This window comes from Pseudomonas sp. 8O (assembly GCF_902506495.1).
GTDB classification, from domain to species: domain Bacteria; phylum Pseudomonadota; class Gammaproteobacteria; order Pseudomonadales; family Pseudomonadaceae; genus Aquipseudomonas; species Aquipseudomonas chaetocerotis.
This window is the reverse complement of the sequence record NZ_LR733264.1, coordinates 508,105-532,816: the sequence shown is the minus strand read 5'-3', so window position 1 is coordinate 532,816 and position 24,712 is coordinate 508,105. Positions and strand designations below refer to the sequence as shown.

The window sequence follows — 24,712 nt, the reverse complement described above, 5'->3', positions numbered from 1 at the left end:
CGGCTCCGCTGTAATGTCGCTGGAGTGTCGCGGGGCTCGGACCCTCTGTGAAATCGCAAAATTTTCCTGCTAGCATAAGTTCGATGGATACCAGACGCCTTGATCTCAATCTGCTTGTGACGTTGGAGGCCCTTCTCATCGAGCAGAATGTGACCAGGGCCGCCGCCCGTCTGCATTTGAGCCAGCCAGCAGTCAGCGCGCAGTTGAGCCGTCTGCGCGATGTCTTCAATGACCCTCTTCTGGTCCCCGCGCAGCGTGGAATGACCCCCACCGTCAAAGCCTTGGAGCTGCTGGTGCCGCTTCGCCAAGCACTTGACCAAGTAAGGGCCACCGTCACTACTCACCTGAATTTCGAGCCTGCGACGGCGAGCCTGACGGTATCAATCGCCTGCACGGATTACGTGCAGGCGGCCTTGATCAAGCATCTCGTCGTCGCCATGCGACCCGAAGCGCCGGGTGTCCGTATCGCACTGCGCATCCTGGACGTACCACAGCTGGAGCTGCAGATGACCCGCGGCGAAGTGGATCTGGCCGTGATAAACATGAACGGGGCTCCGCCAGCACTCCACTCGCAACACCTCTACGATGAGAGTTATGTGCTGATTGGACGTCGTGGGCATCCAAGCCTGCGCGCGGACCTGACGGTGGATGAGTTCGCGCAGCTGGAACATGTGGTGGTGTCACTACGCGGCGGAGGCTTCTCTACGTCGGTGGATAACGCCTTGGTAGCGCGAGGGCTGCGGCGTAACGTAGTCCTGTCTGCGTCGTCATTTCTTCCAGTACCGGAGTTGGTCGCGCAGTCGGATTGTGTGGCCCTGGTGCCACGACGTCTTGTAGAAGGTCGCGACGAGCAGTTGCTGTGCGTAGCCCCGCCATTGCCGGTGGAAGGTTTTGCGATTGGCATGTTCTGGCATGAGCGGTCAGACGGACACGCCGGCTTCAGATGGGTGCGTGAGTTCATCACTCTCGTAGCCGATTCTCGAGCATCCCAGTTCAACGAATCGAATAGTCAGGCTGGGTAGTTCATCGCATTATTCAAATGCGGCCTCACGTAGCTCGCGGCGTTTGTGTATTCGCCGCAGACATGGCTTAAAAACGGAAATAGTGTTCGCTGCTCTGGCCAGTTACAGCCTGTCACGACAGGCGCCTACCGGCCAAAAGCTGCCCGTTAAATTGCCTATGGGTAGTCCGGTAGTCTATTCATGACAACCTTTTAGTAGAGATCGAGCACTTTGCATTACTTTCGCCCAGTCATGCGTGCATTCGGTAATATCCGGGATATCTCAGGATTGCCGAAGGTTAAGAAATGGACGTCGCTCAAATATCGGTATCGCTTTCCGACCTTGGCCTTGCCTACCGCAAGGCCAAGGTTGACCTCTACTACTCAACCAACCCCTCGCTGTTCGACATCGTCGACTATGAAGATGATCTGGGCAAAAACCTTGCTCGTCTGAAAGAACAGATTGAAGCCAGTAGCGAGGATTGGGTGAAAGAGCCCGATTTTCTCGGCACTTGGACGCTGGCACCCAAAGAAATCCGGCCAGAGAAGGCAGAGAAGGATCAAAGCCTGATCTTCGCCTCACCGGAAGCTGAGTGGCTAAGCGCGACGGAGGCCGGCAATCAACCCACCGCCGTATTCCGCCTCATGGCCCGCTGCAGCATCGACTTTCACGTGCTGTCATCGCTCTGGATGATGGAAGTCGGCGGTCTCTTCGACAAGCAGCTCAGCAGCAACGTCTTTGGCAGCCGCCTACGTCGTAACCGGCATGACGAGATCAACACGTGGGCACTTGGCTCCTTCAAACCTTACCTCAGGCCCTTTCGCGAGTGGCGCGACGGTGGCATCAAGGCGATGCGCACTGCCCTGAGCGAGAAGAAAAAAGTATTAGCCCTGACAGCCGATGTAAGCAGTTTCTATCACGAGCTAAGCCCCGGCTTTATGCTCGATGATAGCTTCCTCAAGTTAGCCCAAATTGAGCTGAGCGAATCGCAGTCAAAACTTAACCGCCTGTTCATCTCCGCCTTGTTGGCCTGGGCACAAGAAACACCGCTGAAAAAAGGTTTACCCGTCGGTTTGCCTGCGTCTGCTGTAGTCGCAAACGCCGCGCTACTCAAGCTCGACCAGTTCATCGAGCAACAAGTGGTACCGCTTTATTACGGTCGTTATGTGGATGACATTCTGCTGGTCATGGAAAACGCCAGCGACATCAAAAGCACCGAGCAGTTTTGGGAGTGGATTTTTAGTCGCGACGGCGGAAAGGATCTGCTCAAAAAAGATAAAGGCAGCATCCTGTTCAAGCCTGACTATCTCAAAAAGGACCGCATCGCTTTTGAAAACAGCAAAAACAAGCTGTTCATACTTGGGGGCTCTGCAGGCACCGCTCTGGTCAACGCCATTTCCGAACAGATCAACCAACGTGCCAGCGAATGGCGCGCTTTACCGGACCTGCCGAATTCGCCCAACACCGTGGCAACGGATCTGCTCAAAGCTACCAACCTGGCCGGTGAGCAAGCAGACAACCTACGCAAAACTGATGCTCTGACGCTGCACCGAGCTGGCTTTGCACTCAGCCTCCGCAACTACGAAGCCTTCGAACGTGATATCCCCCCAGAGGACTGGCAAGCACACCGTCATGCCTTTTTCGCCGCAGTCATTGAGCATCTGCTGACCCCGGCGAAGTTCTTCGAGCTGGCTCAATACCTGCCACGTATCATCCGTATGGCTACGGCCTGTGAAGATTTTGAGTACCTAGACAAGATCATCAGCGCACTCACTGGCCTAATCAACAAAGTTGAAAATGACTGCACTCTGGAGATCAAAAGTCTGACCGTGACCGACGTGCCAGCCGAAGCCCGACATTTGTGGAAACGATCTATCTGGGAAGTTACAGCGCAGAGCATCGTTTCAGCTTTTCCTTCCCGCCTAAGCAAGTCGGGGGCTACCGCCTGGAAGAACCAGATGACAAGCCATATGGAGAGCCTTGCCTTCATCATCTGGAGTAACTTCCTGGACAGGCCAATGAACATCACCAGCCAGAACATACAGAAGCTTCAAGCTCGTATGTTCAGCTTCGACCTTGCCCATATTCCCCTTCGCTTTGCAGGCCTTCCTCAGGAAATGGTCAGCCAGCGCGGTATTCCACTCCGTAAAAACCTCACAACTGCTGACTTAGAGAAATTGCTGCCTGATGAGATGAGCGACGGCATAGCCACGCTGGCGAATTGGCTCAGGTTTAAACGCGGTACACCGCCTGGACTTACCTTTGCCACTCGACCGTTCAGCCTCAATGAGCTCTACCTCATAGTGCCCACTCCTTTTGCTGCCTCCAGCCGCCAGACCCTGGGGCTGGTGGTGCAGGCACTACGAGGCTTTGAGCTGACTGAGCACAAGATGCCGCACCTCGACAAAAAGCAGGTGTTGTATATCCCCGACGGAGATCCCAAAGCCAAGCAGACCATCGCTGTAGCGAGCTTGGAAACCAAAGATGAAAGCTTTACCGCCGCGATCATGGGATTGCCCGACCCGGACGGTCTGCACCGTTACCAACGGATCAATCGCCTGATCAACGAACTAATCTCTCGGCCTGACGGCGCCGGTTACTTGATCCTCCCGGAAGTGGCATTACCACCCCAATGGTTTATGCGTATCGCCGACAAGCTCAAGGGCCGTGGCATATCTTTGATCACCGGGGTCGAGTACCTCCACGCGCCGAAAAAGTATGTACGCCACCAGGTTTGGGCTTCGCTCACCCACGACGGTCTTGGGTTCCCTTCGCTGATGCTCTATCGCCAGGATAAACAACGTCCAGCATTCCATGAGGAGCAAGAACTCTTTCGTCTGGCTGGCCTACAGCTGAAGCCCGCTCAAGAACAGCAGTGGCAAAAGCCTCCGGTCATCCAGCATGGTGAATTCCGCTTTGCCATCATGATTTGTAGCGAGCTGACGAATATCCGCTACCGCGCTGACCTACGCGGCCAGGTCGATGCGCTGTTTGTCCCAGAGTGGAACAGCGACACCGACACATTCAATGCGCTGGTGGAGTCTGCCGCCCTAGATATTCATGCCTACATCATCCAGTGCAACAACCGCCGCTTCGGTGATAGCCGTATCCGCGCCCCATACAAGGACCGCTGGAAACGCGACATATTGCGCGTCAAGGGTGGCAACCACGACTACTGCATTACAGGTGAAATCGACGTATTGAGCCTGCGCCAGTTCCAGTCCAGCCACCGCTCGCCAGCCTCAGGTTTTAAGCCTGTACCAGATGGTTTTAGCGAGGATATGGCCGCGGATCGGAAAGTATTACCCAAGGCATAAATTAGAAAATGAATAGGTATAGAGAACAACGCTTTGCACTGCTGATGCGCGATAGATTTGTTGAGTCACATCAGTTCAACGCACCACATTCGCTGGCACTCGGATAGTCAGCCGCAGGGAAAGGGTGAGAGGCTTATGAATACCATCCCGCTTACAGATACGATCGTCCATGCATTGGCGCAGCTTGTAGACGACTCAGGAAATAATGGCAATTATCGCGAGCCATCCCATGCCGACATTGAGTTTCAAGTAAATACCGCCGGTCTTTCTAAACATGATCCAAAGCAGCAAGGGCAAACCATTGGCAAAGCGAAGCGAAACAATTGGCGAAACAATTGCGAAACAATTGAAACAATTGGGGACTGAAACAATTGGGGACAGACCACGATATTGATGCTCCTGCATCAACAGCTACTGGCCTGTTCATCCCTGTTGCGAGCATCCGCTTTCCCAGATTTTTGCTCTCTACCTTCTTCTTCAAACCTAGGCGAGTTCAGAGATCTAGCAGCATCAACCGCTGCTCCTTGCCCCAGGCCTGAAAAAATTCCTGCACCTGCCATCCACGCTTGGAGTAGTAGTCGCTGCGATCATGGGTGTGCAGGTACAGCCGTGTGGTGCCGTTGGCCTTTGCGGCGGCGCAGATGCCTTCTATCAACTGTTCCGCCAAGCCTCGCTTCCTTGCCTGCGGAGCGATAAAGACGCAGGCGAGCCAGGGACCCAACTCCGGGCGCTCGGGCAGATCGTTGACGGCGAGTGCAGCACCGCCAAGTAGCTGGTCATTCTCTAGTGCGATCAGGCATTGCCAATCACCGTTGCCCTGGCCTTCCGCGAATTCGCGCTGCCAGTCGGCCAAGGGCTGCTCGATAAACTCGTATACGAACTGCTGATGCAGCCACTGCGCCAGGGTGTCGCTGTGTTGCATATGGTCGCGCAGCCAGACCAGGCGGGGCATGTGGGGATCTTCCTTGGTTTTTTGATCAGTACGCGCATGTAGCCGTAAGGAGGGAATAGGGTCAAGCGCAACGGTGAAAAGTGGAGAGACTATTTCTCCTCCGGAATGACCGCTTTTGGCCGATAGCAGCCTCCCACATAGTCCAGCTACTCCACCCTCTCCCATCTTTCAGCGTAAAGTCGCCACACCCCACACCTGCGGTTTCCGCTCAGACGAATGGGGTCGAACAAGGACTCACCAACATGGACCGTTTACGCAGCATCGTCTCCGCCTTCGCGCTCTGCCTGCTCTCCCTCGCTCACGCCGACACGCGCCAGCCACAGCCCTGCGACGCTTCCTTGCTGGACTCACTGGCGACCCAACTGGGACAACAAGGCTGGACGCCCCCTGACGGGCGCGGCGACGGGCCGTTGGTGGCGGCTGCCTGCAAGCCCTGGCCGGATGATCCGGCGTTGTCCGTGGTGACCCTGGCTTACCGTGACGCCGAGGACGCCACGCCAGCGGGCGAGCGCAACCTCAACTGGCTGGTGGCGAAGGTGGACACGCAGAGCGGGCAATTGCGCGAACGTTATGACGACTACCTTGGCGAAGATGCCGCACTGGAAATAGATGCCGGTAGCCTGTGGCTGGATACCGCGCGCTATCACCTGGCGCCAGGCGTTCGCGCGTTCGGTGTAGTGGTGCGCAGTGTCGCGCGCGGGGCGAGCTGTCCGGATGCAGGCTTCAATGACCTGCTGACGCTGGTAGTGCCGCAAGGGCCTCGGCTGAGGCCGGTGTTTGCCACCTATCTGTATTCGTGGACGACGCTAAAGGGCACGTCCTGTGTCACGGATAGTGACTTCCAATCGGAGCGAGCCGACCTGACGCTGGGCCTTGGGTCGAAGCAAGCCCATGGCTATGCCGACCTGGTGCTAACCGCTCAGGTTCGCGCAGGCTGGCAGGAACCCGTGCTACGCAAGGTCAGTACCACCGTCCGCTACGATGGCAAGCACTACCCCTTCGATCAGTTCCCGATGTTCTGGATGACAGAACCGCAGCCGTAACGACGAACAGGCAAGGACAAGCCAGCGCGTCACTGCCGTCTAGACTGCTGAGTCTCAACCCATGGCGGGAGACTCAGGATGACCAGCAAGAACACCATCTGCCTCTGGTACGACCGCGACGCGCTGGAGGCTGCGACCTTCTACGCCAAGACCTTTCCCGACAGCGCCGTGCTGGCGGTCCACCATGCGCCCGGTGACTACCCCAGTGGCCAGCAGGGCGATGTGTTGACGGTGGAGTTCAGCGTGATGGGCATTCCCTGCCTGGGTCTGAATGGCGGCCCGGCATTCCAGCACAACGAGGCGTTCTCGTTTCAGGTCGCCACCGACGATCAGGCCGAGACGGATCGCCTGTGGCACGCGATCATCGACCACGGCGGCCAGGCCAGTGAATGTGGCTGGTGCAAGGACGAATGGGGCGTCTCCTGGCAGATCACCCCGCGCCTCCTCAGCGCCGCCATCGCCAGCCCCGATCGCGCAGCGGCCAAACGCGCCTTCGAGGCGATGATGACCATGAGCAAGATCGACATTGCCAGAATCGAGGCGGCGCTGAAGGGCTGACTGCCGAAATGAATCAGGCGCGGGCGTTCTTCTTCTGCAGGATCAGCGACGCTTCGTTATAGGCGCTCTGGAAGGCGTCGCTGCCGATCCAGGTGATCGCGGCGTCTTCGTCTTCATCGTGGAAGATGCCGCGGTAGACGATCAGCAGGCCCATCATGAAGTCGGTCGCGGCCTCTTCCGACTCCTCGGCGACCACCAGCTCCAGCACCGGGTACTGCAGGAATATCAGGCACAGGGCGAGCAGGCTGATGCCTTCGCCGGCTTTCATGGCCTGGAACAGGTCATCGAAATGCGCGGGGTCGAAGCCATTCTCCTCGATATCCTTGAAATCGAAGGTGCTCAGGTCGATCTCGACATCATCGAACGGCTCGTTGATCAACGGGTTGGCGAGAATCGGATGGACGACATTGACCTGCGCCTTGGGCTTGCCCATGCGGTTCTGCCTGGCTTTGGTCTTGGCCCGTTGGGCGCGCTTCTTCTGTTTGTCTGCGGATGCCATGGGGCGTTCCTCGTTCGGTACAGCCATGTGCATGGCGCGGAAAGTTCAGGCGCCATTGTATTCAGTCTTGGTCATGGCCTGCGGCTGAATTTGCAGACGGAGAGTCATGCATTGAAGAACTGGCTTGCCTCTTCGACTTCCACCTGTTTTCTTCGGGATGCATGGATGACAGGAGCCTGACCATGACGGACCGCGAACAACTCCACCACGACGGCTATGCGTTGCTACGCCAGGCGGTTCCTATAGGGTGGCTGGATGGGTTGCGCACCGTGTTCGATGCGGGCATTACCCCCTCGGATCAGTGGCCGGTACCGCGTGGCGCAGACTGGCATCACTCGCTGCTGGATGACGACGCCACGATTCAGGCTGTGTGCCGCCTGCCACACTTGCTGGCAGTGGTCGGCGAGCTGATCGGCGAACGTTTCTTCCTCACGCAGGTGGAGGGCCGCGAGCCACTGGCTGGTGGCGGTCATCAGCAACTGCATCGCGATCTGTCGGCGCAGCGCCCGGGTGATATCGTCAATGCCATGGTCTACTTCGATGACTACGGCCCAGACAACGGCGCCACCCGTATCGTCCCGAGCAGCCACCGTCCGCCTGCCGGCGAGCCCCCCTTCGATTTCAACGACGAGTCCCGCTCAGTGCAGCTTGCGGGTGCGGCCGGCGACATCCTGGTGTTCGATGTGGACCTGATACACGCCGGCAGCCTGAACCGGCTCGGCACACGTCGCCGCTCGATCCTGATCAGCTACTTCGCCGAGCCCCTGTACGCGTCCTATCTGGAGATGCGCAGCCTGCGGGGGATTCGCATGGACGCAAGAGAACACTTCGAACCTGCGGATTTTCCCCTGAGACAGGTGTGAGCAAGGCGGTTGCTCGTGTCAGCAAGCGACACTGGCGTCTCTCGCCGGCGGCAGGCCGAACAGCCGGCGGTACTCCCGGCTGAACTGCGACACACTTTCGTAACCCACCGCGAACGCCGCACTGCTGGCGGTGGCGCCCTCCCCCGTCATCAGGCGACGCGCCTCGATCAGACGCAGCTGTTTCTGAAATTGCAGCGGCGTCAATGATGTCTGGTTGCGAAAGTGGTGATGAAAAGATGACGGACTCATACCGGCCACGGACGCCAGATGCTCCACCGGCAGCGGCCGGGTGAATTCGGTGCGCAGCACCTTCACCGCCCGAGCGATGCGTTGCGCATGGCCGTCCGGCCAGCCCAGGCGACTGATCGCCGGGCCATGCCGGCCAGCCAGCAACCAGTAATGCAGTTCGCGCACAAGCGACGCATGCAGCACCGTCGCCGAAGCCGGGCGCTCGAGCAGTCGCATCAGGCGTAGTGCCGCTTCGGCGACTTCGCTATCGGTCGGTTCGATGCGGATGGGCTCCAGCTCCGCACTCGGCACCGCCTTCATCTCCTCCATCAATTCGGTGAGCAGTGCAGGATCGAGGTCGATCACCAGCGAGATATACGGGACCTCGTGGCTCGCCTGGATGATCTGGCTGACCGTCGGTACGTCGGCGGTGATCAACAGCGAATCACCGGCGCTGAAGTTGAAGCTCCGGGTGCCCATCATGACGCGCTTGCTGCCCTGCAACACCAGGCAGGCCAGAGGCCGGGTGATGGCGTAATCCAGCCCGCTGGGCTCTGACGTGCGAATGATGGTCAAGCCGGGAATGGGCGTTTGGGCAAGCCCGCCGGGTTGGCCATGTCGATTCAGATAACCGCGCACAACCTCCAGCAGCGCTGCGCTCATCGTAGGCTCCTGATGCTGATCCAGAGCATGTCTTTTCCTCTTGGAGAAATAGGCAAAAAGCGTCGAGGTTTCGGTAACGACGGGGTTGCGCCACGAGCCACACAATGAAATCCCGTTCACCCATGAGAGGATTTTTACCATGACCAAGATCGCCATCGTAACCGGCTCCAGCCGTGGCCTCGGCCGCAACACTGCGCTGAACATCGCGCGTCAGGACATCGATGTCGTCGTCACCTATCACAGCCAGGCCGACACCGCACAGGCCGTGGTTGCCGACATCCAGGCCCAGGGACGCAAGGCGGTCGCCCTGCAGCTCGACGCAGGCGACGTCAGCACCTTTCCGGCCTTCGTACAACGCCTGCGCCAGGCACTTAACGAGACCTGGCAACGCGACAGTTTCGACCACCTGATCAACAACGCCGGCCATGGCGACATGGCGTCGATTGCCGACACTACTGAAGCTCAGTTCGATGCCCTGGTGAACGTGCATTTCAAAGGAGTGTTCTTCCTCACCCAGGCGTTGCTGCCACTGATGGCCGATGGCGGTCGTATCGTCAATATCTCGTCCGGGCTGACCCGCGTGTCCTATCCCGGTTTCTCCGCCTACTCGGCGGTCAAGGGCGCAGTGGAAGTGCTGAGCCTGTATATGGCCAAGGAGCTGGGCAGCCGGGGTATCGCAGTCAACACCGTGGCGCCCGGCGCCATCGAAACGGATTTCCTGGGTGGAGCCGTACGTGACATGCCGGACCTGAACAAGGTGTTCGCGGACATGACGGCGCTGGGTCGGGTCGGCGTGCCGGACGACATCGGCCCGATGATCGCCAGCCTGCTCGGCGAGCAGAATCGCTGGATCAACGCCCAGCGCATCGAGGTATCCGGCGGTCAGGCGATCTGATCGCCCCGCTGCGACCGGACAACCCGGTCGCAGCGATATCCGCGCGCCCTAGCCACGCGACGGTTGTCCAGCCATGCGCTGACGCATCAGCTCCAAATCATGATCGTTGTCAATTTACCTGATGACTGTCGTCTTTCTTTATCAGCTCATTCCCTCTAGTTTCCAGCCATCGACAACCCGATGGGAGCCTTGCATGAAACAGGACTGGAACGACCAGGTTGCACTGATCAGCGGTGCCGGCAGCGAACACGGCATCGGCATGGCCATCGCCAGGCGCTTGGGCGCGGCAGGGGCGAAGCTGATCGTCACCGCCAGCAGTGCGCGCATCGCCGAGCGCGTCGCCGAATTGCGCGCCGAAGGCTTCGCAGCCGAGGGCCGGGCAGTCGACCTTACCGACGAAGCCGGCGTGCAGGCGTTCGCCGCCTGGGCCGAAGGGCTGTGGGGGCACGTCGATATCCTGGTGAACAACGCCGGCATGGCGATGCAGGGCAGCCCCGAGCCGTTCGCGGAGCTTTCCAGCATGAGCCTGGAGGTCTGGAATCTCTCGCTCGCCCGCAACCTGACCAGTGCCTTCCTGCTCACCCGCGCCCTGCTCCCCGGCATGCAGACGCGCAGCTACGGGAGGATCGTCAACATCGGCTCCACCACCGGCACGCGTGGCGGCAATCCCGGCGAGGCGGCCTACAGCGCCGCCAAGGCCGGTATGGTGGGCATGAACATGGGCCTGGCGTTGGAGGTCGCACGCCAGGGCATCACGGTCAACACCGTGGCGCCGGGCTGGATCGCCACGGGCTCGAGCACGCCGCATGAACAGCGCGCCGCGGCCTATGTGCCGATAGGCCGTGCCGGCCGCCCCGAGGAAGTGGCATCAGCCGTGGCCTTCCTCGCCTCCCCTGAAGCCAGCTACATCACCGGCGAGGTGCTGGTGGTCGATGGCGGCAACTGCCTGATCGAGGACAAGGCCCCATGAGTACCGAGCCCAAAATCAGCCCCGTGGTGCTGATCACCGGCGCGGCTGGCGGCGTGGGCAGTGCGCTGGTGGCACGCTTCGTGGCCGGTGGCTGGGCGGTGTTCGCCACCGACGCCAACGCTACCGGTCTGGCTGAGCTGGGCCAGCGCCACGCCCTGGTCGGCAGCCTGACGGCGGATATTCGCAAGCCTGCCAACTGCAATGCAGTGGTGACGGCAGTGATCGAAGCAGCTGGCCGACTGGATGCATTGATCAATGCGGCAGGGGTGTGGCGCGAAGGGCCGGTGGAAGCCTTCAGCGAGGAGGATTTCGACCTGGTATTGGACGTCAACCTCAAGGCCAGCTTCTTCATGTGCGCTGCGGCCATTGCTCACCTGCGCCAGACGCGAGGCGCCATCGTCAATATTTCCAGCGACGCCGGACGCCAGGGCAACCCCAATGCTGCCGCCTACAGCGCCAGCAAGGGCGGCCTGAGCATGTTCACCAAGGCACTGGCGCTGGATCTGGCACCTTACGGCGTGCGTTGCAACGCCGTCTCGCCTGGCGATATCGAGACACCGATGCTCAAGTTCCAGGCCGAGCACTACGGTAATGGCGATCCGGACGCCTACTACCGGGAGTTGCTGGGGAAATATCCACAGGGTGATCAGGCGCGTTTCATCCAGCCGGAAGAAGTGGCGGAACTGGCGTTCTTCCTCTGCCAGCCTGGGGCGCGGTCGATCACCGGTGCCGACCTGGCCATCGATCAGGGCGTTTCAGCCGGTCACTGATCGTCGCGACGTTCGTAGCGGCGCTGGATACGTGTCAGCTCCCCCGTGCTGCGCAACTTGGCCAGAGCAGCGGCCCAGGCCGCGACCAGCGCATCGTCGCTGTCGCGGCTGAAGGCGATATACAGCGAGGAGCGATACAGCTCGATGGGCACTCGCCTGAGAGTGCCCGGGGCGATACCCAGCTGGCGACTGTAGTAGGCCACGCCGGCGTCGGTGTCGCCGATGATGACCTCGGTACGACCGGCCAACAGCATGCGGTAGAGCTGCTCACTCTCCGTTGCGCTCGTGTCGAGGTTGTCGAACCCCATCGACGCCAACATCGTTGGCACCAGTCCGGCGTGCCGGGTGGTTATACGTGGGGTGTGCAACAACTGCTCCAGCGTGTGGATCGGCTGCGCTGCAGCGGCCAACTGGTAAGGGTAGATGGACTCCTCGGCGATGGGCCCGACCCACTTGAACAAGGACTCGCGCTCTGACGTGCGAAACATCGAATACATGATGGTTCTGGGCTGAGTCTGCAGTACACGAGAGGCACGCATGCTGGGTCTCATCCTGATCTCGAAGTCGTCGCCGGTCAGCGCCATGATGGCCCGCACCACTTCCGTGGCCATGCCGGTGATGTGCTCGTTCTCCCGGTAGTTGTAGGGCGCCCATTCCTCGGTGACGAGCTGATACGTCTCGGCCTTGGCAAGCGCCCCCATCAGCAGGCAGAGCAGCGCGGCGATGAGTATCGAGTGCTTCACGGGCTGTACCTGCTGGAGAGGATGCGGTTCAAGAGCGGCTCTGATCAGGGGGCTCGGCAAGCATAGACGCTCTGCCAGTGTTGCAGCCTCATGGCCAGAGCCGAAGGTTAAAGTTAACCTTGAGCTCACCACACTCCTGCCACGGTGATATTACCCAAATGAAGATCGGCGAACTGGCGCAACGCACAGGCCTTGCGGCCTCGCGCATTCGCTTCTACGAAAGCATCGGCCTGCTCAAGCTGGTGGAGCGCCAAGCCAACGGCTATCGCAGTTACCCGGAACAGGCCGTGCTGGTGCTCAACCTGATCACCACCGCACAGCAGGCCGGCTTCAGCCTGGACGAGTTGCGCACCCTGCTGCCGCAGGATCTGTCGCAGTGGGAACACGGCAAGCTGCTCGATACCCTGCAGGCAAAAGTGAAGGACATCGAAGCGCTGGAGCAGCGTCTGGCACAGAGCAAGACGCACCTGCTGGCGCTGATCGACGAGATCGAAAGCAAACCCGATGATATCGACTGCGCCAGCAACGCCAAGCGGGTGCTGTCGAAGATGAACCTGAGCGAGCCGAGCGAGACGCCCAAGCGCGCGAAGAAATAAGCGAGTGCTCGCTACATCTGTAGGAGCCGGCTTGCCGGCGATCTGCTTGAAAGCACAAAGCATCGCCGGCAAGCCGGCTCCTACGAAAAACGTTGGCGGCGCGGCAACGCTTCGACGTCGCGTGCGAAACCCATTGACATTAAAGTGAACTTTAAAGTTAAGGTCAGCGCTGGCTCAACCGAGGAAGCGCCCATGACCCTGTTCGATCCCCTTGTCCTGCCCAATGGTTCGACCCTGCCCAACCGCATCGCCAAAGCGGCGATGGAAGAGAACATGGCAGACGCCAACCACGCACCGTCCGAGCACCTGATGCGCCTCTATCAGGCCTGGGCCGAGGGCGGCACCGGCCTGCTCATCTCCGGTAACGTGATGGTCGACAGCCGCGCCATGACCGGGCCAGGTGGCGTGGTGCTGGAAGACGACGAACAGCTGGCGCGATTCGAACGCTGGGCCCGTATCGGCCGCGCCAAAGGGGCGCAATTCTGGTTGCAGATCAATCATCCCGGCCGGCAGATGCAGTCCAACCTGGGCCAGCCAACCTGGGCGCCTTCGGCCGTAGCGCTGGAGCTGGGCAACCTGTCCAAGCGTTTCGCCACACCGCAGGAAATGCCCCCGGCGGTGATTCAGGACGTGATCGAGCGCTTCACCCGCACCGCACAATTGGGCGAGCAGGCCGGCTTCACGGGCGTGCAAATCCATGCGGCGCACGGCTACCTGCTCAGCCAGTTCCTGTCGCCACTGACCAACCAGCGCAACGACCAATGGGGCGGCTCGCTGCAAAACCGCGCGCGCCTGCTGCTGGAGATCGTCAAGGAGGTGCGCACCGTGGTGTCGCCGGGCTTCGCCGTGGCGGTCAAGCTCAACTCGGCGGACTTCCAGCGCGGCGGTTTCAGCGCCGAGGACGCGCAGCAGGTGGTGCGCCTACTTAATGGACTGAATGTGGATCTGGTCGAGCTGTCCGGCGGCAGTTACGAGGTGCCGGCCATGCAGGGCCAGGCCCGTGATGGCCGCACCCTGGCGCGCGAAGCCTACTTCCTGGAGTTCGCCCGTGAGATTCGTGCAGTGGCGAACATGCCGATCATGGTCACTGGCGGTATCCGCCGTGCCCCCGTTGCACAGGAAGTGGTGGACAGCGGTATCGAGATGGTCGGCATCGGCACAGCCCTGGCCATCGACCCGAACCTGCCGCGTGACTGGCAGCTCGGCCTCGGCAGCGCTCCCCAGCTGCCGCCGATTACCTGGAACAACAAGGTGCTGGCCTCGCTGGCGAACATGGCAGTGGTGAAGTATCAGCTGCACCAGCTCAGCCAAGGCCGGGACTCCCAGCCCGGCGTATCCCCCTTGTGGGCGCTGGTGACGCAGCAGGTGAAAGACCTCTTCCGCACTCGCCAATATCGGCGTCGGATGGCGCGGCGCGCAGCGCGCTAATCCCCCCACCGATCTCGTGATTCGACAGTCTCTGGGCGGCGACCTCGCCGCTGCTTGGCACGTGGTGCCGAACCCGCGGACAACCGAAACGCCGTTTCGCTCGTTGCGCAGATGCAACAGTCCTTTGCCAAATCCCCGGTTTAATTAGCTTGCTAACGAGGCGTATAAACGAACTGCGACATATCGCCGCATTCGTATTTCGAGGAGACAAGCATGAACGTGATCGTGCATGAGCGTGACAACGAACATCTTTCCCGTGAAGCCCGTGCCATGGGGATGGTGGTCTGGGATGTGATTCAGAATGGAGAGCTGGTGGGTATCTTCCCGTCGCAGGACGAAGCCGATGCCTACCGCAAAACGCTGGAAAGCGCGCAGCTGCAAGGCTAAGCAGAGGCTGTTGCCGTTTCGAGCGAAACGGCAACAGCTTCAGACGAGCACTCAGCCCAGCGCACACTGCGCCCCCAACCGAGCCACCGAAGCATCCCCGCCAGCAACCCGCAAGCCCCGACAATCCCTCGACGGCCAATAGCGCAGGCACCGCACCATATGCAGCCAGAACCTCGAGCGGCCAGGGGCATACCTGGGCAACTCGCGCGGCAGTAACAACTGCGATGCCAGATAGCCGACCTCCATTTCGCAGTGCTCATGACTTCCTGGCGAGCCGCGCGCATCGCCTGTTTCAAGATCTGGCCAGATATCACGACGTTCAGATCGAATGCTCATCGACTCGGCCCTCTCACAGATCGAGCACGAGGGGTTGCACGCCATCCTCACCCTGTGCCGGCACCGCGCAGCAGATCAGCACACTATCGCCTTCCGGCAGCTCGGCTGGCGGGTTCGGGTAATGCACCTGGCCGCTGACCAGGCGCGTCTTGCAGGTGCCGCAGGAACCGCCACGGCAGCTGAATTCGGGGGTCAGGCCACGACTTTCCGCCAGTTCCAGCAGGCTGCCACTATCCGGCGTCCAACGCGCTTCCTTGCTCGAGGTGGTGAAATACACCGGCACTGGCTCGGTTGCCGCTGGCGGCTGCATGAAGGTCGTCACCTGCCCATCCGTGCGACGCGTCAGCGTCGAGGGGCCGAACGCCTCGGCATGGATGCGCGCGTCGGCAACGTTCAGATCGCGCAGGCCGTCGTAAATCGCCTGGGTAAAGGCGGCCGGGCCGCACAGGTAGAAGTCGTAATCGTCGAACGACAGTGCCGCCTTGATCTGCGCCAGCTCGATGCGCCCGTGCTGCTCGTAGTCGCGCCCGAGTACTGCGTCCTGCTCCGGCGCACTGACTGCACGGTGAACGTGCAGCAGGCCATCGGCACGTTGCACCAGCTCACGCAGCTCGGCCTGGAACGGCAGGTCAGCGAGCCTCCGTGCGCCCTGGAAGAAGTGGATGCGCTTGCCCTGCCTCAGCGCCACCTGCTCGCGCAGCATCGACAGCAACGGCGTGATGCCGACACCGGCACCGATCAGTACCAGCGGCCGGTTGGTGTCGCTATTAAGGGTGAAGCTGCCCAGCGGCGGACGTACTTCCAGCACATCGCCAACCTGGATCTGCTCGTGCAGGTGCCGCGAGACCAGGCCCTGCGCCTTGACGCTGATACGCAGTTGGCCATCCGACGGCGCGCTGGAAAGGCTGTAGGTGCGCAGCAGGGTGTCGCCCGTGGCGGTGGTGATGCGAATCGGCAGGTGCTGACCGGCGGCGAAGCGCGGTGCAGCGCCCTGCTCCGGCGCCAGCACGAACGAGCGGATATCGGTGCTCTCCTGCTGCTGGCGCTGCACGCGCCAGCGCTGCCACTGATTGCGCTGCTCGCGTTCGCGCAGGCGCACCTCCGTTTCCGCCCAGGTGCCGGTCATCAGGCTGGTCGGTGCATATTCCTCGAAGGCCCAACGTAGCGAGGCCGCCGCCGGGCGCAGTACCACCTGCTCGACGTCGAGTGTCCATAGCCGTTCGGCCCCCTCGAAGACGTTTATCAGCGGACTGTCGAGGAGTATTTCGGCGCGTCCGCCCAGTTGCAGAACGTCGCCCGTGGCGAAGTCGACGAACAGCAGGCCAGCGCGCGGATTGACGCTAAGGTTGCCCAAGGTGTTGAAGAACAGGTTGCCGGCGTAGTCGGGGATGGTCAGGCGATTGCCCTCTACCCGCACGAAGCCGGCGCGCCCGCCCCGGTGCGAGACATCCACCGAGCGGCGGCCATCGGCATGCTCGACGTAACTGGCGACGAAGAAGGTGTCGGCGCTACGGATCATCTCGGCAGTGCGCGCATCCAGTTCGGTCGCCTCCAGGCGTTCGACGCCCCGCTCGGGTACGCGGCGGTAATGACGCAGCTGGATGTACTGCGGGCAGTTGCCGAAGGAATGCTCCACGGTGATGTCCAGACGCTGTGCCGACGCCTGATGAATATGCCCGTTGATGCGATTGCGCCGCCGCGAATGCAGCTCGATGCCAAGCAGGCCGATGGCCTCGCCGCTGCCCAGACCGGGCGTGGCCGGATCGAGCGGGTCGAGCGCCATGGCGGCGAGGTCGAACGACAGGTGACGGGGATCGGGCGAGGTGACGAACCCTTCTTCGCCTTCGATCAAAGTGGCCCAGGGCTGGCCGCTGCCATCCACCGAAGCGGCGATCATGAACGGCAGCTGCTGGTAGAACTCACGATGCTGATCCGGCATGTAGTCGCGGATCACCTTCTGTCCGAGCACTTCCATGCGTTCGCCGACGCCGACCTTTTCCTGCAGTTGCTTTTCACCGGCATGCCAGGGCGAGTGCCGATGGCTGGGGAGCTGTTGCATGCTGCGCCCTCCTTCAGAGGTGCTGCCGGGGTACCCGGCAGCGGCTGTGTATCAGGCTTGCAGACCGGCGGCTGTACGCGGCATCGGCACGAAACCTGGCAGCGCCTCGATGCGGGCCAGCCAGGCGCGGATGTTCGGGTAGGGCTCCAGCGAGACGTTGCCCTCCGGCGCATGAGCGATGTAGGAGTAGTTGGCGACGTCGGCGATGCTCGGCTTGTCACCGGTTAGAAACGGGGTTTCGCCCAACTCGCCTTCCATCACGGTGAACAGCGCATGAGCGCGGTTGATCACTTCTTCGGTGTTGAACGAGTAGCCGAATACGGTAACCAGGCGCGCGGCGGCAGGGCCGAAAGCCACCGGCCCAGCGGCCACGGACAACCAGCGCTGTACGCGAGCGGCGGCGGCGGGCTCCTGCGGCAGCCAGTCATCATTACCGTAGCGCTTGGCCAGGTAGACGAGGATGGAGTTGGAATCGCTGATGATGGTGCCGCCGTCATCAATCGCCGGTACCTGGCCGAAGGGGTTGATGGCCAGGAACTCCGGCGTCTTGTGCTCGCCCTTGGCCAGATCGACGAAGATCAGCTCGGTGGGCAATTGCAGCAGCGACAGCATCAGCTCGGCGCGGTGGGCGTGGCCGGAGCGAGGAAAGTTGTAGAGCTTGATGGCGGGACGGGACATGGCGATGACTCCTTCGAGCGTGATTGGATAAGGTCACCGCGAGACGACTGGCCTTCGCGACGATGGGGCCATGTTCGCCTCATCCAGTCCCGATAAGAATCACCACAAAGGACAATCCACTATTTCACTTTCTGCAATTACCTCATTTCAGGCCTGAAACGCCGGATGGACGCGCAGACGTGGCACGGCGAAGTCGAGGAAGCTGCGTACCCGCGCTGCAGCCCGGCGCCCTTCGCGGTAGTACAGCTGCACCGGCACGGGCGCTGCGGCAAAGTTTTCCAGCACCGCCTGCAACTGCCCACTCTGCAACTCCTGATAGGCCTCGTAGCTCAGGCAGCGGGTCAGGCCAAAACCGGCGAGCGCAGCGCGGATCGCGGCCTGCGGCGTGCTGCAGGTCAACCGTGGCGCGAGCTTCACCGCGCCGTTCACAAAGCGCCATTCCCCCGCATGGCCGGTCGAAGAACGAGCGATGGTGCGGTGCGCATGCAAAGCCTGCGGGTTGGCGGGCCAGCCCCAGCGCTGCAGATACGCAGGTGCCGCACATACTAGCGGTCGCGCCCATCCCAACGGCACGGCGAAACCGGACGAACTGGGCAGATGGCCGACCACCACGGCCAGATCGATGCCATCCTCCAGCAACCTGGGCGACTCTTCGCGCGCCAGGGTGGTCAGGCTCACCTCGGGAAATTCCGCCAGGTAGTCGACCGCGATGGGGGTCAGCACCTGATGCGTCATCAATAGCGGCAGGGCCAGGGTCAGTTGTCCGACGGGGTTGGCATGCAGGCCCGTCACGGAACGTTCGGCCTCCTCCACCCGCAGCAGGATGCGCTGGCAGCTATCGGCGAAAGCCGCACCCGCCGGGCTCAGGCTCACACCGCGTGGCCCGCGCAGCAGCAGGGTGCTGTCCAGACGGCTCTCCAGCGCTGCCACGGTCCGCATCACCGTGGCCTGCGACAGCTGCAACTGCCGAGCAGCAGCCGCCAGGCTGCCCGCCTGGGCCACGACGAGAAACACCTGCATCTCGCGGTGAGCGTTCATGAAACAGGCGCTGCGCCGGCCGCATGCAACGCCGGGTCGGCACGAAAACTGGCAGCGCAGTGGTCGACGAACGTGCGCACCTTGGCCGAGACCTGGCGACCGCCCTGGTGAATGATGTGCACCGGCAAAGCCGGCGGTTCGAACGCCTCGAGCACCAGCTCGATCTCGCCGCGCGCCACTGCGGCGGCCACCTGGTAGGACAGCACGCGGGTATAGCCCCAGCCCAGGCGCGCCACGCTGATTGCCGCCTGGTTGGAGCTGACAGTGAAGCGTGCCTGCGGCATGAAGCCGAACGGGCCGTCCGCGCCGACGAACTGCCAGTGCGACAGCAGGGTGCTGGCACTGGACATGACGATGGGAGCGTCGCGCAACTCATCCGGGTGACGCGGGCGCCCGACGCGGTCGAGAAAGGCTGGCGAGGCGCACACCACCGAGCGGATCTGCCCGACCTGCAACGCCGGATGATCGCCCTCGGGCAACGAGCCGATGCGCACGGCAACGTCGATGCCCTCCTCCATCATGTTCACCACACGATCGACCAGCAGCGCGTTGACCTCCACGTCCGGGTGGGTGTCGAGGTACTGGGCGATGCGCGGAATCAGAAACAACTCGCCGAACATTACCGGCGCCGTCACGGTGAGCCGCCCGCGTGGTCGTACACTGCCTCCGGCGGCCAGCTCCTCGGCCTCTTCCAGCTCCAGCAGGATACGTCGGCAGTCCTCGACATAACGCTGGCCGGCTTCGGTCAGACGCAGGCTGCGCGTGCTGCGGGCCAGCAACAGCGTGCCGAGACGTGCCTCCAGCGCCGCGACGGCGCGGGTCACGCTGGGCGGCGAAATGCCCAGCAGCTTGGCGCCACCGGCGAAGCTCTCGGCCTCGGTCACTGCCAGCAGCACCCTCATTTCCTGAAACCGATCCATCGTCACCGCCTGGTTTTCTGTTGCATCGACGCAGCGTACCTCATGAAGAGGCCGCGTCCAGAATCAGCGCCGACTCAAGGCCAGACGCGCAGCGAACAGGACAAAGATCAGCCCGGTGCTGCGATCCATCCACTTGATCACCGCCTCGCGCCGCAGCCAGTGGCCGAGTGGCTGGGTGGCACCGATCAGCAGCAGCGCCCAGACCAGGCTGAGCGCGACATGGATACCCACCAAGGCGAATGTCCAGGTGATCAGCGGCTGCCCCTGCGGAATGAACTGCGGCAGGAAGGAGACGTAGAAAATCCCCACCTTGGGATTGAGCACGTTGCCCAGCAGACCGCGCAGGAACCAGTTGGCATCGGGAGTGCCGCTCGATTGTGCGGGTGCCAGCGAGGTACGCGGGCGCAGCAGCATGTTCAGCCCGAGCCAGGCCAGATAAGCCGCACCGCAATACTTGAGCAGGTTGTAGCCGAACTCGGAAACCGCCAGCAGCGCACCGAGTCCGAAGGCCACCGCCGCGCCCCAAAGCAAGCAGCCGGCATTGATGCCCAGCGCTGCGCGAAACGCCTGCTGCCGGCCCTCGACTGCGGCAGTGCGTAGCACCAGCGCAGTGTCGATCCCTGGCGTCAGGGTCAGCAGCGTGGCCGCCAGAGTGAAGGCGATCAGGTTTTCGGCAAATGGCATCGGCAGGCGCTCCGTCAACAGGGCAGAGCGCGAGTATAAACAGCGCATCGTTCAAACCGTAGGGTGCGCCGCGCGCACCGCCAACAACCGGAAAACCACCCGGTGCGCACAGCGCACCCTACGTTTAGCCGCGATACGCCTCGAACAGCCCGGTGGCGCCCATGCCACCGCCCACGCACATTGTGACGATGCCGTAGACCCGTAGGGTGCGCCGTGCGCACCGCCAACCAACGGAAAACCACCCGGTGCGCACGGCGCACCCTACGTTTAGCCGTGATACGCCTCGAACAGCCCGGTGGCACCCATGCCACCGCCCACGCACATGGTGACGATGCCGTAACGCAATTCGCGGCGTTGCAGCTCGCGTACCAGATGCCCGACCTGGCGCGAGCCGGTCATGCCGAATGGATGGCCGATGGAAATGGAGCCGCCATTGACGTTGTATTTCTCGTTGTCGATCTCGAGCGTGTCGCGGCAGTACAGGCACTGCGAGGCGAAGGCTTCGTTGAGCTCCCACAGGTCGATGTCGGCCACGCTCAGGCCCTTGCTCTTGAGCAGCTTGGGCACCGAGAACACCGGGCCGATGCCCATCTCGTCCGGCTCGCAACCGGCAACGGTGAAGCCGCGGAAGTAGGCCTTGGGCGTCAGGCCCAGTTCCAGCGCCTTTTCCAGGCTCATCACCAGGGTCATCGAGGCGCCATCGGACAATTGCGAAGCATTGCCGGCGGTGACGCTGCCAGCCGGGTCGAACGCCGGTTGCAGCTTGGCCAGGGATTGCAGGGTGGTATCCGGGCGGTTGCAGTCGTCCGCCTCGACCACGCCGTCGACGATCTTCTTCTCGCCAGTGGTCTTGTCTTCGACCAGATACTTCACCGTCATCGGCACGATTTCGTCAGCGAACAGACCTTCGGCCTGAGCCCGTGCGGTGCGCTGCTGGCTCTGCAGGGCGTAGGCGTCCTGGGCTTCGCGGGTGATGCCGTAGCGATTGGCGACGATCTCGGCAGTCTTGCCCATGGGGTAGTAGATGCCGGGGTTGTCCTGTTGCAGCAGCGGGTTGAACAGATTGTCCATGTTCATGCTTTTCAGGGTCATGGTGATGGACTCGACGCCGCCGGCGACGATGATATCGCTGCAGCCGGACGCCACCTGGTTGGCGGCGATGGCGATAGCCTGCAGGCCCGAGGAGCAGAAGCGATTGAGGGTCATGCCCGCCACCGGATTACCCAGGCGCGAGAGCACGGCGACGTTGCGGCCGATGTTCATGCCCTGCGCCCCCTCGTTGGAACCGGCGCCGACGATGCAGTCATCGACCAGTTTCGGGTCGATGCCGTTGCGCACCAGCAGCGCATCGACGCAATGGGCGGCCATGTCGTCCGGCCGGGTCATGTTGAACTTGCCGCGGAAGGACTTGGCCAGGCCGGTCCGGACGCTGTCGACGATCACCACTTCACGCATGACGCACCTCGTTGTTATTGGATGGCGAATGGCGTGAAGATAAATCCAGCCGATCCCAGGGCGCGACCATCATTGATCTGGCGTATACGAGGCGATGCAGGGACGTAGCCCGGATGTAATCCGGGGCTTTGGGATCGACACAAAAATCGCGGCTGAAGCCGCTCCCACAGTGCAGTGAATACCGTAGGAGCGGCTTTAGCCGCGATTACCGCTTCAATCCCTGGCGAACGCCGCCTCGATGGCCTCGTTGATGGTGCGCAGCACCTTGACTCGGGCGAAGCGCTTGTCGTTAGCCTCGATCAAGGTCCAGGGCGCGATCTCGGTGCTGGTGCGGTCGACCATGTCACCCACCGCATCGCCGTACTCATCCCACTTGTCGCGGTTGCGCCAATCCTCTTCGGTGATCTTGAAGCGTTTGAAAGGGATCTGCTCGCGCTCCTTGAAGCGCTCGAGTTGTGTTTGCTGGTCGATGGCCAGCCAGAACTTCACCAGGATCACGCCGGCATTGGCCAGTTGCTCCTCGAAGTCGTTGATCTCGCCGTAGGCGCGCAGCCAGTCGGCCTGGCTGCAGAAGCCCTCGACCCGCTCCACCAGCACGCGGCCATACCAGCTGCGGTCGAAGATGGTGAACTTGCCGCGCGCCGGGATGTGCCGCCAGAAACGCCACAGATAGGGCTGGGCACGTTCTTCCTCGGTCGGCGCCGCCACCGGCACGATGCGGTATTGGCGCGGGTCGAGCGCACCGGTCACACGGCGGATGGCGCCACCCTTGCCAGCGGCATCGTTGCCCTCGAATGCCGCGATCAGAGCGTGCTTGCGCATGCGCTTGTCGCGCATCAGGCCAGACAGACGCGCCTGCTCGGTGGCCAGTTGCTCCTTGTACTCGTCCTTGCTCAGTGCCTGGGTCATGTCCAGGCTGGCCAGCAAACCGCGATTGTCCAGACTGGAAACCAGCGGCGCGGCATGCGGTTGCAGCTGGGTGCGCTGCGGATTGGCCAACGCCGCCTGCAAGCCTTCGAGCAGAATGCGCCCGACGGTGAGGCTGCGGTAATAGTGATCGACGCCCTCGACCACATACCAGGGCGCATAGTCGCGGCTGGTGCGGCGCAGCACACGCTCGCCGTAGCGCACGAACTTGTCGTAGGTCTTCGATTGCTGCCAGTCCAGCGGGCTGATGCGCCAGCTGTGCAGCGGGTCTTCCTTGAGCGCTTCGAGGCGCGCCTTCATGTGCTTCTTGGACAGGTGAAACCAGAACTTGAAGATCAGCGCACCCTCGTCGCAGAGCATGCGCTCAAGGCGCTCGGCACCGTCGATGGCCTGGTCCAGCACCGCGTCCTTGAACTTGCCGTGCACCCGCCCCTGCAACATCTGGCTGTACCAATTGCCGAAGAACACGCCCATGCGCCCCTTGGGCGGGAGCTGCCGCCAGTAGCGCCAGGCCGGCGGCCGCGCCAGCTCTTCGTCGGTCTGTATATCGAAGGTGCTGACCTGGATCAGCCGCGGGTCCATCCACTCGTTGAGCAGTTTCACCGTCTCGCCCTTGCCGGCACCTTCGACGCCGTTGATCAGTACGATCACCGGAAAACGCGCCTGCTGCTTCAACTCATACTGTGCCTCCAACAGCGCTTCGCGCAGCGCCGGCTCTTCGGCCTCGAACACGGCTTTATCAATGCTGCGGCCGATTTCGGCGGATTCGAACATGCGGCAACCTCCCTGGAAACGATCCTCACAGAGTAACGGATGAAGCCCGCTTTTGCCTGCAGCCGCGGCGCCTTGTCCCAGCGCCGAGGTACCCGAGCACGGTAGAATCGCATCACGATCCAGCGGACCTCTCCCATGCCAGACACCCATCACGCCCAGCTCGACTGGGACGAGCGCGGCCAGCCTCTGTCGCGCAGCTACGGCGACGTCTATTTCTCCCAGGAAAACGGCCTGGAAGAGACGCGCTATGTCTTCCTCGCCAACAACGATCTGGCGGCGCGCTTCGCCGCTCTCACCGATGGCGAATGCCTGAATATCGGAGAGACCGGTTTCGGCACCGGGCTGAATTTTCTCTGCGCCTGGCAGTTGTTCGAGCAACAGGCGCCTGCCGGTGCCCGCCTGCACTTCGTCAGCGTGGAGAAGTACCCGTTGCGTCACGACGACCTGCAGCGCGCCCTGGCCCTATGGCCGGAGCTGGCGCCATTCAGCGCAGAACTGCTGACTCAATACCGCGCCATTCACCCCGGATTCCAGCGCCTTCTGTTGGCCGGTGGTCGGGTGATGCTGACCCTGTTGATCGGCGACGCGAGGGAGCAATTACCGCTGTTGGATGCGCGCATCGACGCCTGGTTTCTCGACGGTTTCAACCCGGCGAAAAACCCTGAGATGTGGACGCCCGGACTGTTCGCCGAACTGGCCCGGCTGTCTGCAGCGAACGCGACCCTGGGCACCTTCAGCAGCGCCGGCGTGGTGCGCCGGGCGCTGAACGAGGCCGGTTTCCAGATGCGCCGCGTGCCCGGCCTGGGCAAGAAATGGGAAGTGCTCAAAGGGCACTTCATCGGCAACCCGCAAAACGAAGGCAAACCCTGGTTTTCAAGAGCAAAAGCCAAACGCCACCGACTTTGATCTTCCGGAGATTTCGCGAGCT

23 protein-coding genes and 1 pseudogene are annotated in these 24,712 nt (G+C 61.9%); 13 read left to right on the top strand and 11 right to left on the bottom strand.

Translation table 11 applies throughout. The annotated features are described in order from the left end of the window. The first annotated feature begins 83 nt into the window (after window positions 1-83). From GV002_RS05270 to GV002_RS05260, 3 genes are all read left to right on the top strand, one after another. Complete coding sequence (locus GV002_RS05270) at window positions 84-1,022, top strand: LysR family transcriptional regulator (protein WP_160017367.1); 939 nt, start codon at window positions 84-86, stop codon at window positions 1,020-1,022. A gap of 284 nt (window positions 1,023-1,306) precedes the next feature. Next, a complete protein-coding gene (locus GV002_RS05265) occupies window positions 1,307-4,318 on the top strand; it encodes an RNA-directed DNA polymerase (protein WP_160017366.1) in 3,012 nt (1,003 codons plus the stop codon). A gap of 135 nt (window positions 4,319-4,453) precedes the next feature. Beyond that, the gene (locus GV002_RS05260; protein ID WP_218580337.1) at window positions 4,454-4,684 is read left to right on the top strand and encodes a hypothetical protein; all 231 of its coding nucleotides are present in this window, start codon (window positions 4,454-4,456) and stop codon (window positions 4,682-4,684) included. Between the two features lie 127 nt (window positions 4,685-4,811). Here GV002_RS05260 and GV002_RS05255 read toward each other — a convergent pair whose 3' ends face one another. Further along, window positions 4,812-5,270, bottom strand: coding sequence for a GNAT family N-acetyltransferase (locus GV002_RS05255; protein WP_160017365.1), 459 nt, complete (start codon window positions 5,268-5,270; stop codon window positions 4,812-4,814). Window positions 5,271-5,512: 242 nt separating this feature from the next. On the opposite strand from GV002_RS05255, the gene GV002_RS05250 reads away from it, so the two are divergent. Continuing rightward, window positions 5,513-6,313, top strand: a complete 801-nt coding sequence (locus tag GV002_RS05250; protein WP_160017364.1) for a hypothetical protein — start codon at window positions 5,513-5,515, stop codon at window positions 6,311-6,313. A gap of 78 nt (window positions 6,314-6,391) precedes the next feature. Next, window positions 6,392-6,871, top strand: a complete 480-nt coding sequence (locus GV002_RS05245; RefSeq protein ID WP_160017363.1) for a VOC family protein — start codon at window positions 6,392-6,394, stop codon at window positions 6,869-6,871. A 13-nt stretch (window positions 6,872-6,884) separates the two neighbouring features. Here the strand turns inward: GV002_RS05245 and GV002_RS05240 are convergent, their stop codons facing one another. Beyond that, a complete protein-coding gene (locus GV002_RS05240; RefSeq protein ID WP_160017362.1) occupies window positions 6,885-7,370 on the bottom strand; it encodes a hypothetical protein in 486 nt (161 codons plus the stop codon). 182 nt (window positions 7,371-7,552) lie between these two features. Between GV002_RS05240 and GV002_RS05235 the strand changes: the two genes are divergently transcribed. Continuing rightward, window positions 7,553-8,233, top strand: a complete 681-nt coding sequence (locus GV002_RS05235; protein ID WP_178094604.1) for a phytanoyl-CoA dioxygenase family protein — start codon at window positions 7,553-7,555, stop codon at window positions 8,231-8,233. A gap of 18 nt (window positions 8,234-8,251) precedes the next feature. Here GV002_RS05235 and GV002_RS05230 read toward each other — a convergent pair whose 3' ends face one another. Beyond that, on the bottom strand, window positions 8,252-9,124 hold the full coding sequence (locus tag GV002_RS05230; RefSeq protein ID WP_160018879.1) for an AraC family transcriptional regulator: 873 nt from the start codon (window positions 9,122-9,124) through the stop codon (window positions 8,252-8,254). A gap of 139 nt (window positions 9,125-9,263) precedes the next feature. Between GV002_RS05230 and GV002_RS05225 the strand changes: the two genes are divergently transcribed. From GV002_RS05225 to GV002_RS05215, 3 genes are all read left to right on the top strand, one after another. Next, window positions 9,264-10,019, top strand: coding sequence for an SDR family oxidoreductase (locus tag GV002_RS05225; protein ID WP_160017360.1), 756 nt, complete (start codon window positions 9,264-9,266; stop codon window positions 10,017-10,019). Between the two features lie 193 nt (window positions 10,020-10,212). After that, on the top strand, window positions 10,213-10,989 hold the full coding sequence (locus GV002_RS05220; RefSeq protein ID WP_160017359.1) for an SDR family NAD(P)-dependent oxidoreductase: 777 nt from the start codon (window positions 10,213-10,215) through the stop codon (window positions 10,987-10,989). Next, window positions 10,986-11,759 carry an SDR family NAD(P)-dependent oxidoreductase gene (locus tag GV002_RS05215; protein ID WP_160017358.1) on the top strand — a complete coding sequence of 258 codons (774 nt, stop codon included), beginning with the start codon at window positions 10,986-10,988 and terminating at the stop codon, window positions 11,757-11,759. Before GV002_RS05220 ends, GV002_RS05215 begins: the two co-directional genes overlap by 4 nt. Here the strand turns inward: GV002_RS05215 and GV002_RS05210 are convergent. Beyond that, window positions 11,753-12,502, bottom strand: a complete 750-nt coding sequence (locus GV002_RS05210; RefSeq protein ID WP_160017357.1) for a substrate-binding periplasmic protein — start codon at window positions 12,500-12,502, stop codon at window positions 11,753-11,755. The genes GV002_RS05215 and GV002_RS05210 overlap by 7 nt on opposite strands. A 158-nt stretch (window positions 12,503-12,660) precedes the next feature. Here GV002_RS05210 and GV002_RS05205 point away from each other — a divergent pair, with 158 nt between their 5' ends. The 3 genes from GV002_RS05205 (at window position 12,661) to GV002_RS24145 (ending at window position 14,913) form a co-directional block, all read left to right on the top strand. Further along, window positions 12,661-13,098, top strand: a complete 438-nt coding sequence (locus tag GV002_RS05205; RefSeq protein WP_160017356.1) for a MerR family transcriptional regulator — start codon at window positions 12,661-12,663, stop codon at window positions 13,096-13,098. 192 nt (window positions 13,099-13,290) lie between these two features. Continuing rightward, window positions 13,291-14,526, top strand: coding sequence for an NADH:flavin oxidoreductase/NADH oxidase family protein (locus GV002_RS05200; protein WP_160017355.1), 1,236 nt, complete (start codon window positions 13,291-13,293; stop codon window positions 14,524-14,526). A gap of 213 nt (window positions 14,527-14,739) precedes the next feature. Continuing rightward, window positions 14,740-14,913, top strand: a complete 174-nt coding sequence (locus GV002_RS24145; RefSeq protein WP_178094602.1) for a hypothetical protein — start codon at window positions 14,740-14,742, stop codon at window positions 14,911-14,913. A 349-nt stretch (window positions 14,914-15,262) separates the two neighbouring features. On the opposite strand, the gene GV002_RS05195 is transcribed toward GV002_RS24145, so the two are convergent. From GV002_RS05195 to pap, 7 genes are all read right to left on the bottom strand, one after another. Beyond that, complete coding sequence (locus GV002_RS05195) at window positions 15,263-17,308, bottom strand: pyridoxamine 5'-phosphate oxidase family protein (protein ID WP_160017354.1); 2,046 nt, start codon at window positions 17,306-17,308, stop codon at window positions 15,263-15,265. Between the two features lie 51 nt (window positions 17,309-17,359). Beyond that, window positions 17,360-17,986: a glutathione S-transferase family protein gene (locus tag GV002_RS05190; protein WP_160017353.1), complete on the bottom strand. Its 627-nt coding sequence runs from the start codon at window positions 17,984-17,986 to the stop codon at window positions 17,360-17,362. A gap of 147 nt (window positions 17,987-18,133) precedes the next feature. Continuing rightward, entirely contained in the window at window positions 18,134-19,024 is an 891-nt protein-coding gene (locus GV002_RS05185; RefSeq protein WP_160017352.1) for a LysR family transcriptional regulator, read from the bottom strand. Continuing rightward, a complete protein-coding gene (locus GV002_RS05180; protein WP_160017351.1) occupies window positions 19,021-19,944 on the bottom strand; it encodes a LysR family transcriptional regulator in 924 nt (307 codons plus the stop codon). Before GV002_RS05180 ends, GV002_RS05185 begins: the two co-directional genes overlap by 4 nt. Before the next feature lie 63 nt (window positions 19,945-20,007). Continuing rightward, window positions 20,008-20,628 carry a LysE family translocator gene (locus GV002_RS05175; RefSeq protein WP_160017350.1) on the bottom strand — a complete coding sequence of 207 codons (621 nt, stop codon included), beginning with the start codon at window positions 20,626-20,628 and terminating at the stop codon, window positions 20,008-20,010. Window positions 20,629-20,895: 267 nt separating this feature from the next. Continuing rightward, complete coding sequence (locus GV002_RS05170; RefSeq protein ID WP_160017349.1) at window positions 20,896-22,083, bottom strand: thiolase family protein; 1,188 nt, start codon at window positions 22,081-22,083, stop codon at window positions 20,896-20,898. Between the two features lie 213 nt (window positions 22,084-22,296). Then, window positions 22,297-23,784, bottom strand: a complete 1,488-nt coding sequence (gene pap / locus GV002_RS05165; RefSeq protein ID WP_160017348.1) for a polyphosphate:AMP phosphotransferase — start codon at window positions 23,782-23,784, stop codon at window positions 22,297-22,299. Between the two features lie 135 nt (window positions 23,785-23,919). Between pap and mnmD the strand changes: the two are divergent. Beyond that, a pseudogene (gene mnmD / locus GV002_RS05160) lies at window positions 23,920-24,663 on the top strand (tRNA (5-methylaminomethyl-2-thiouridine)(34)-methyltransferase MnmD); the annotation flags it as partial. Window positions 24,664-24,712: the final 49 nt, after the last annotated feature.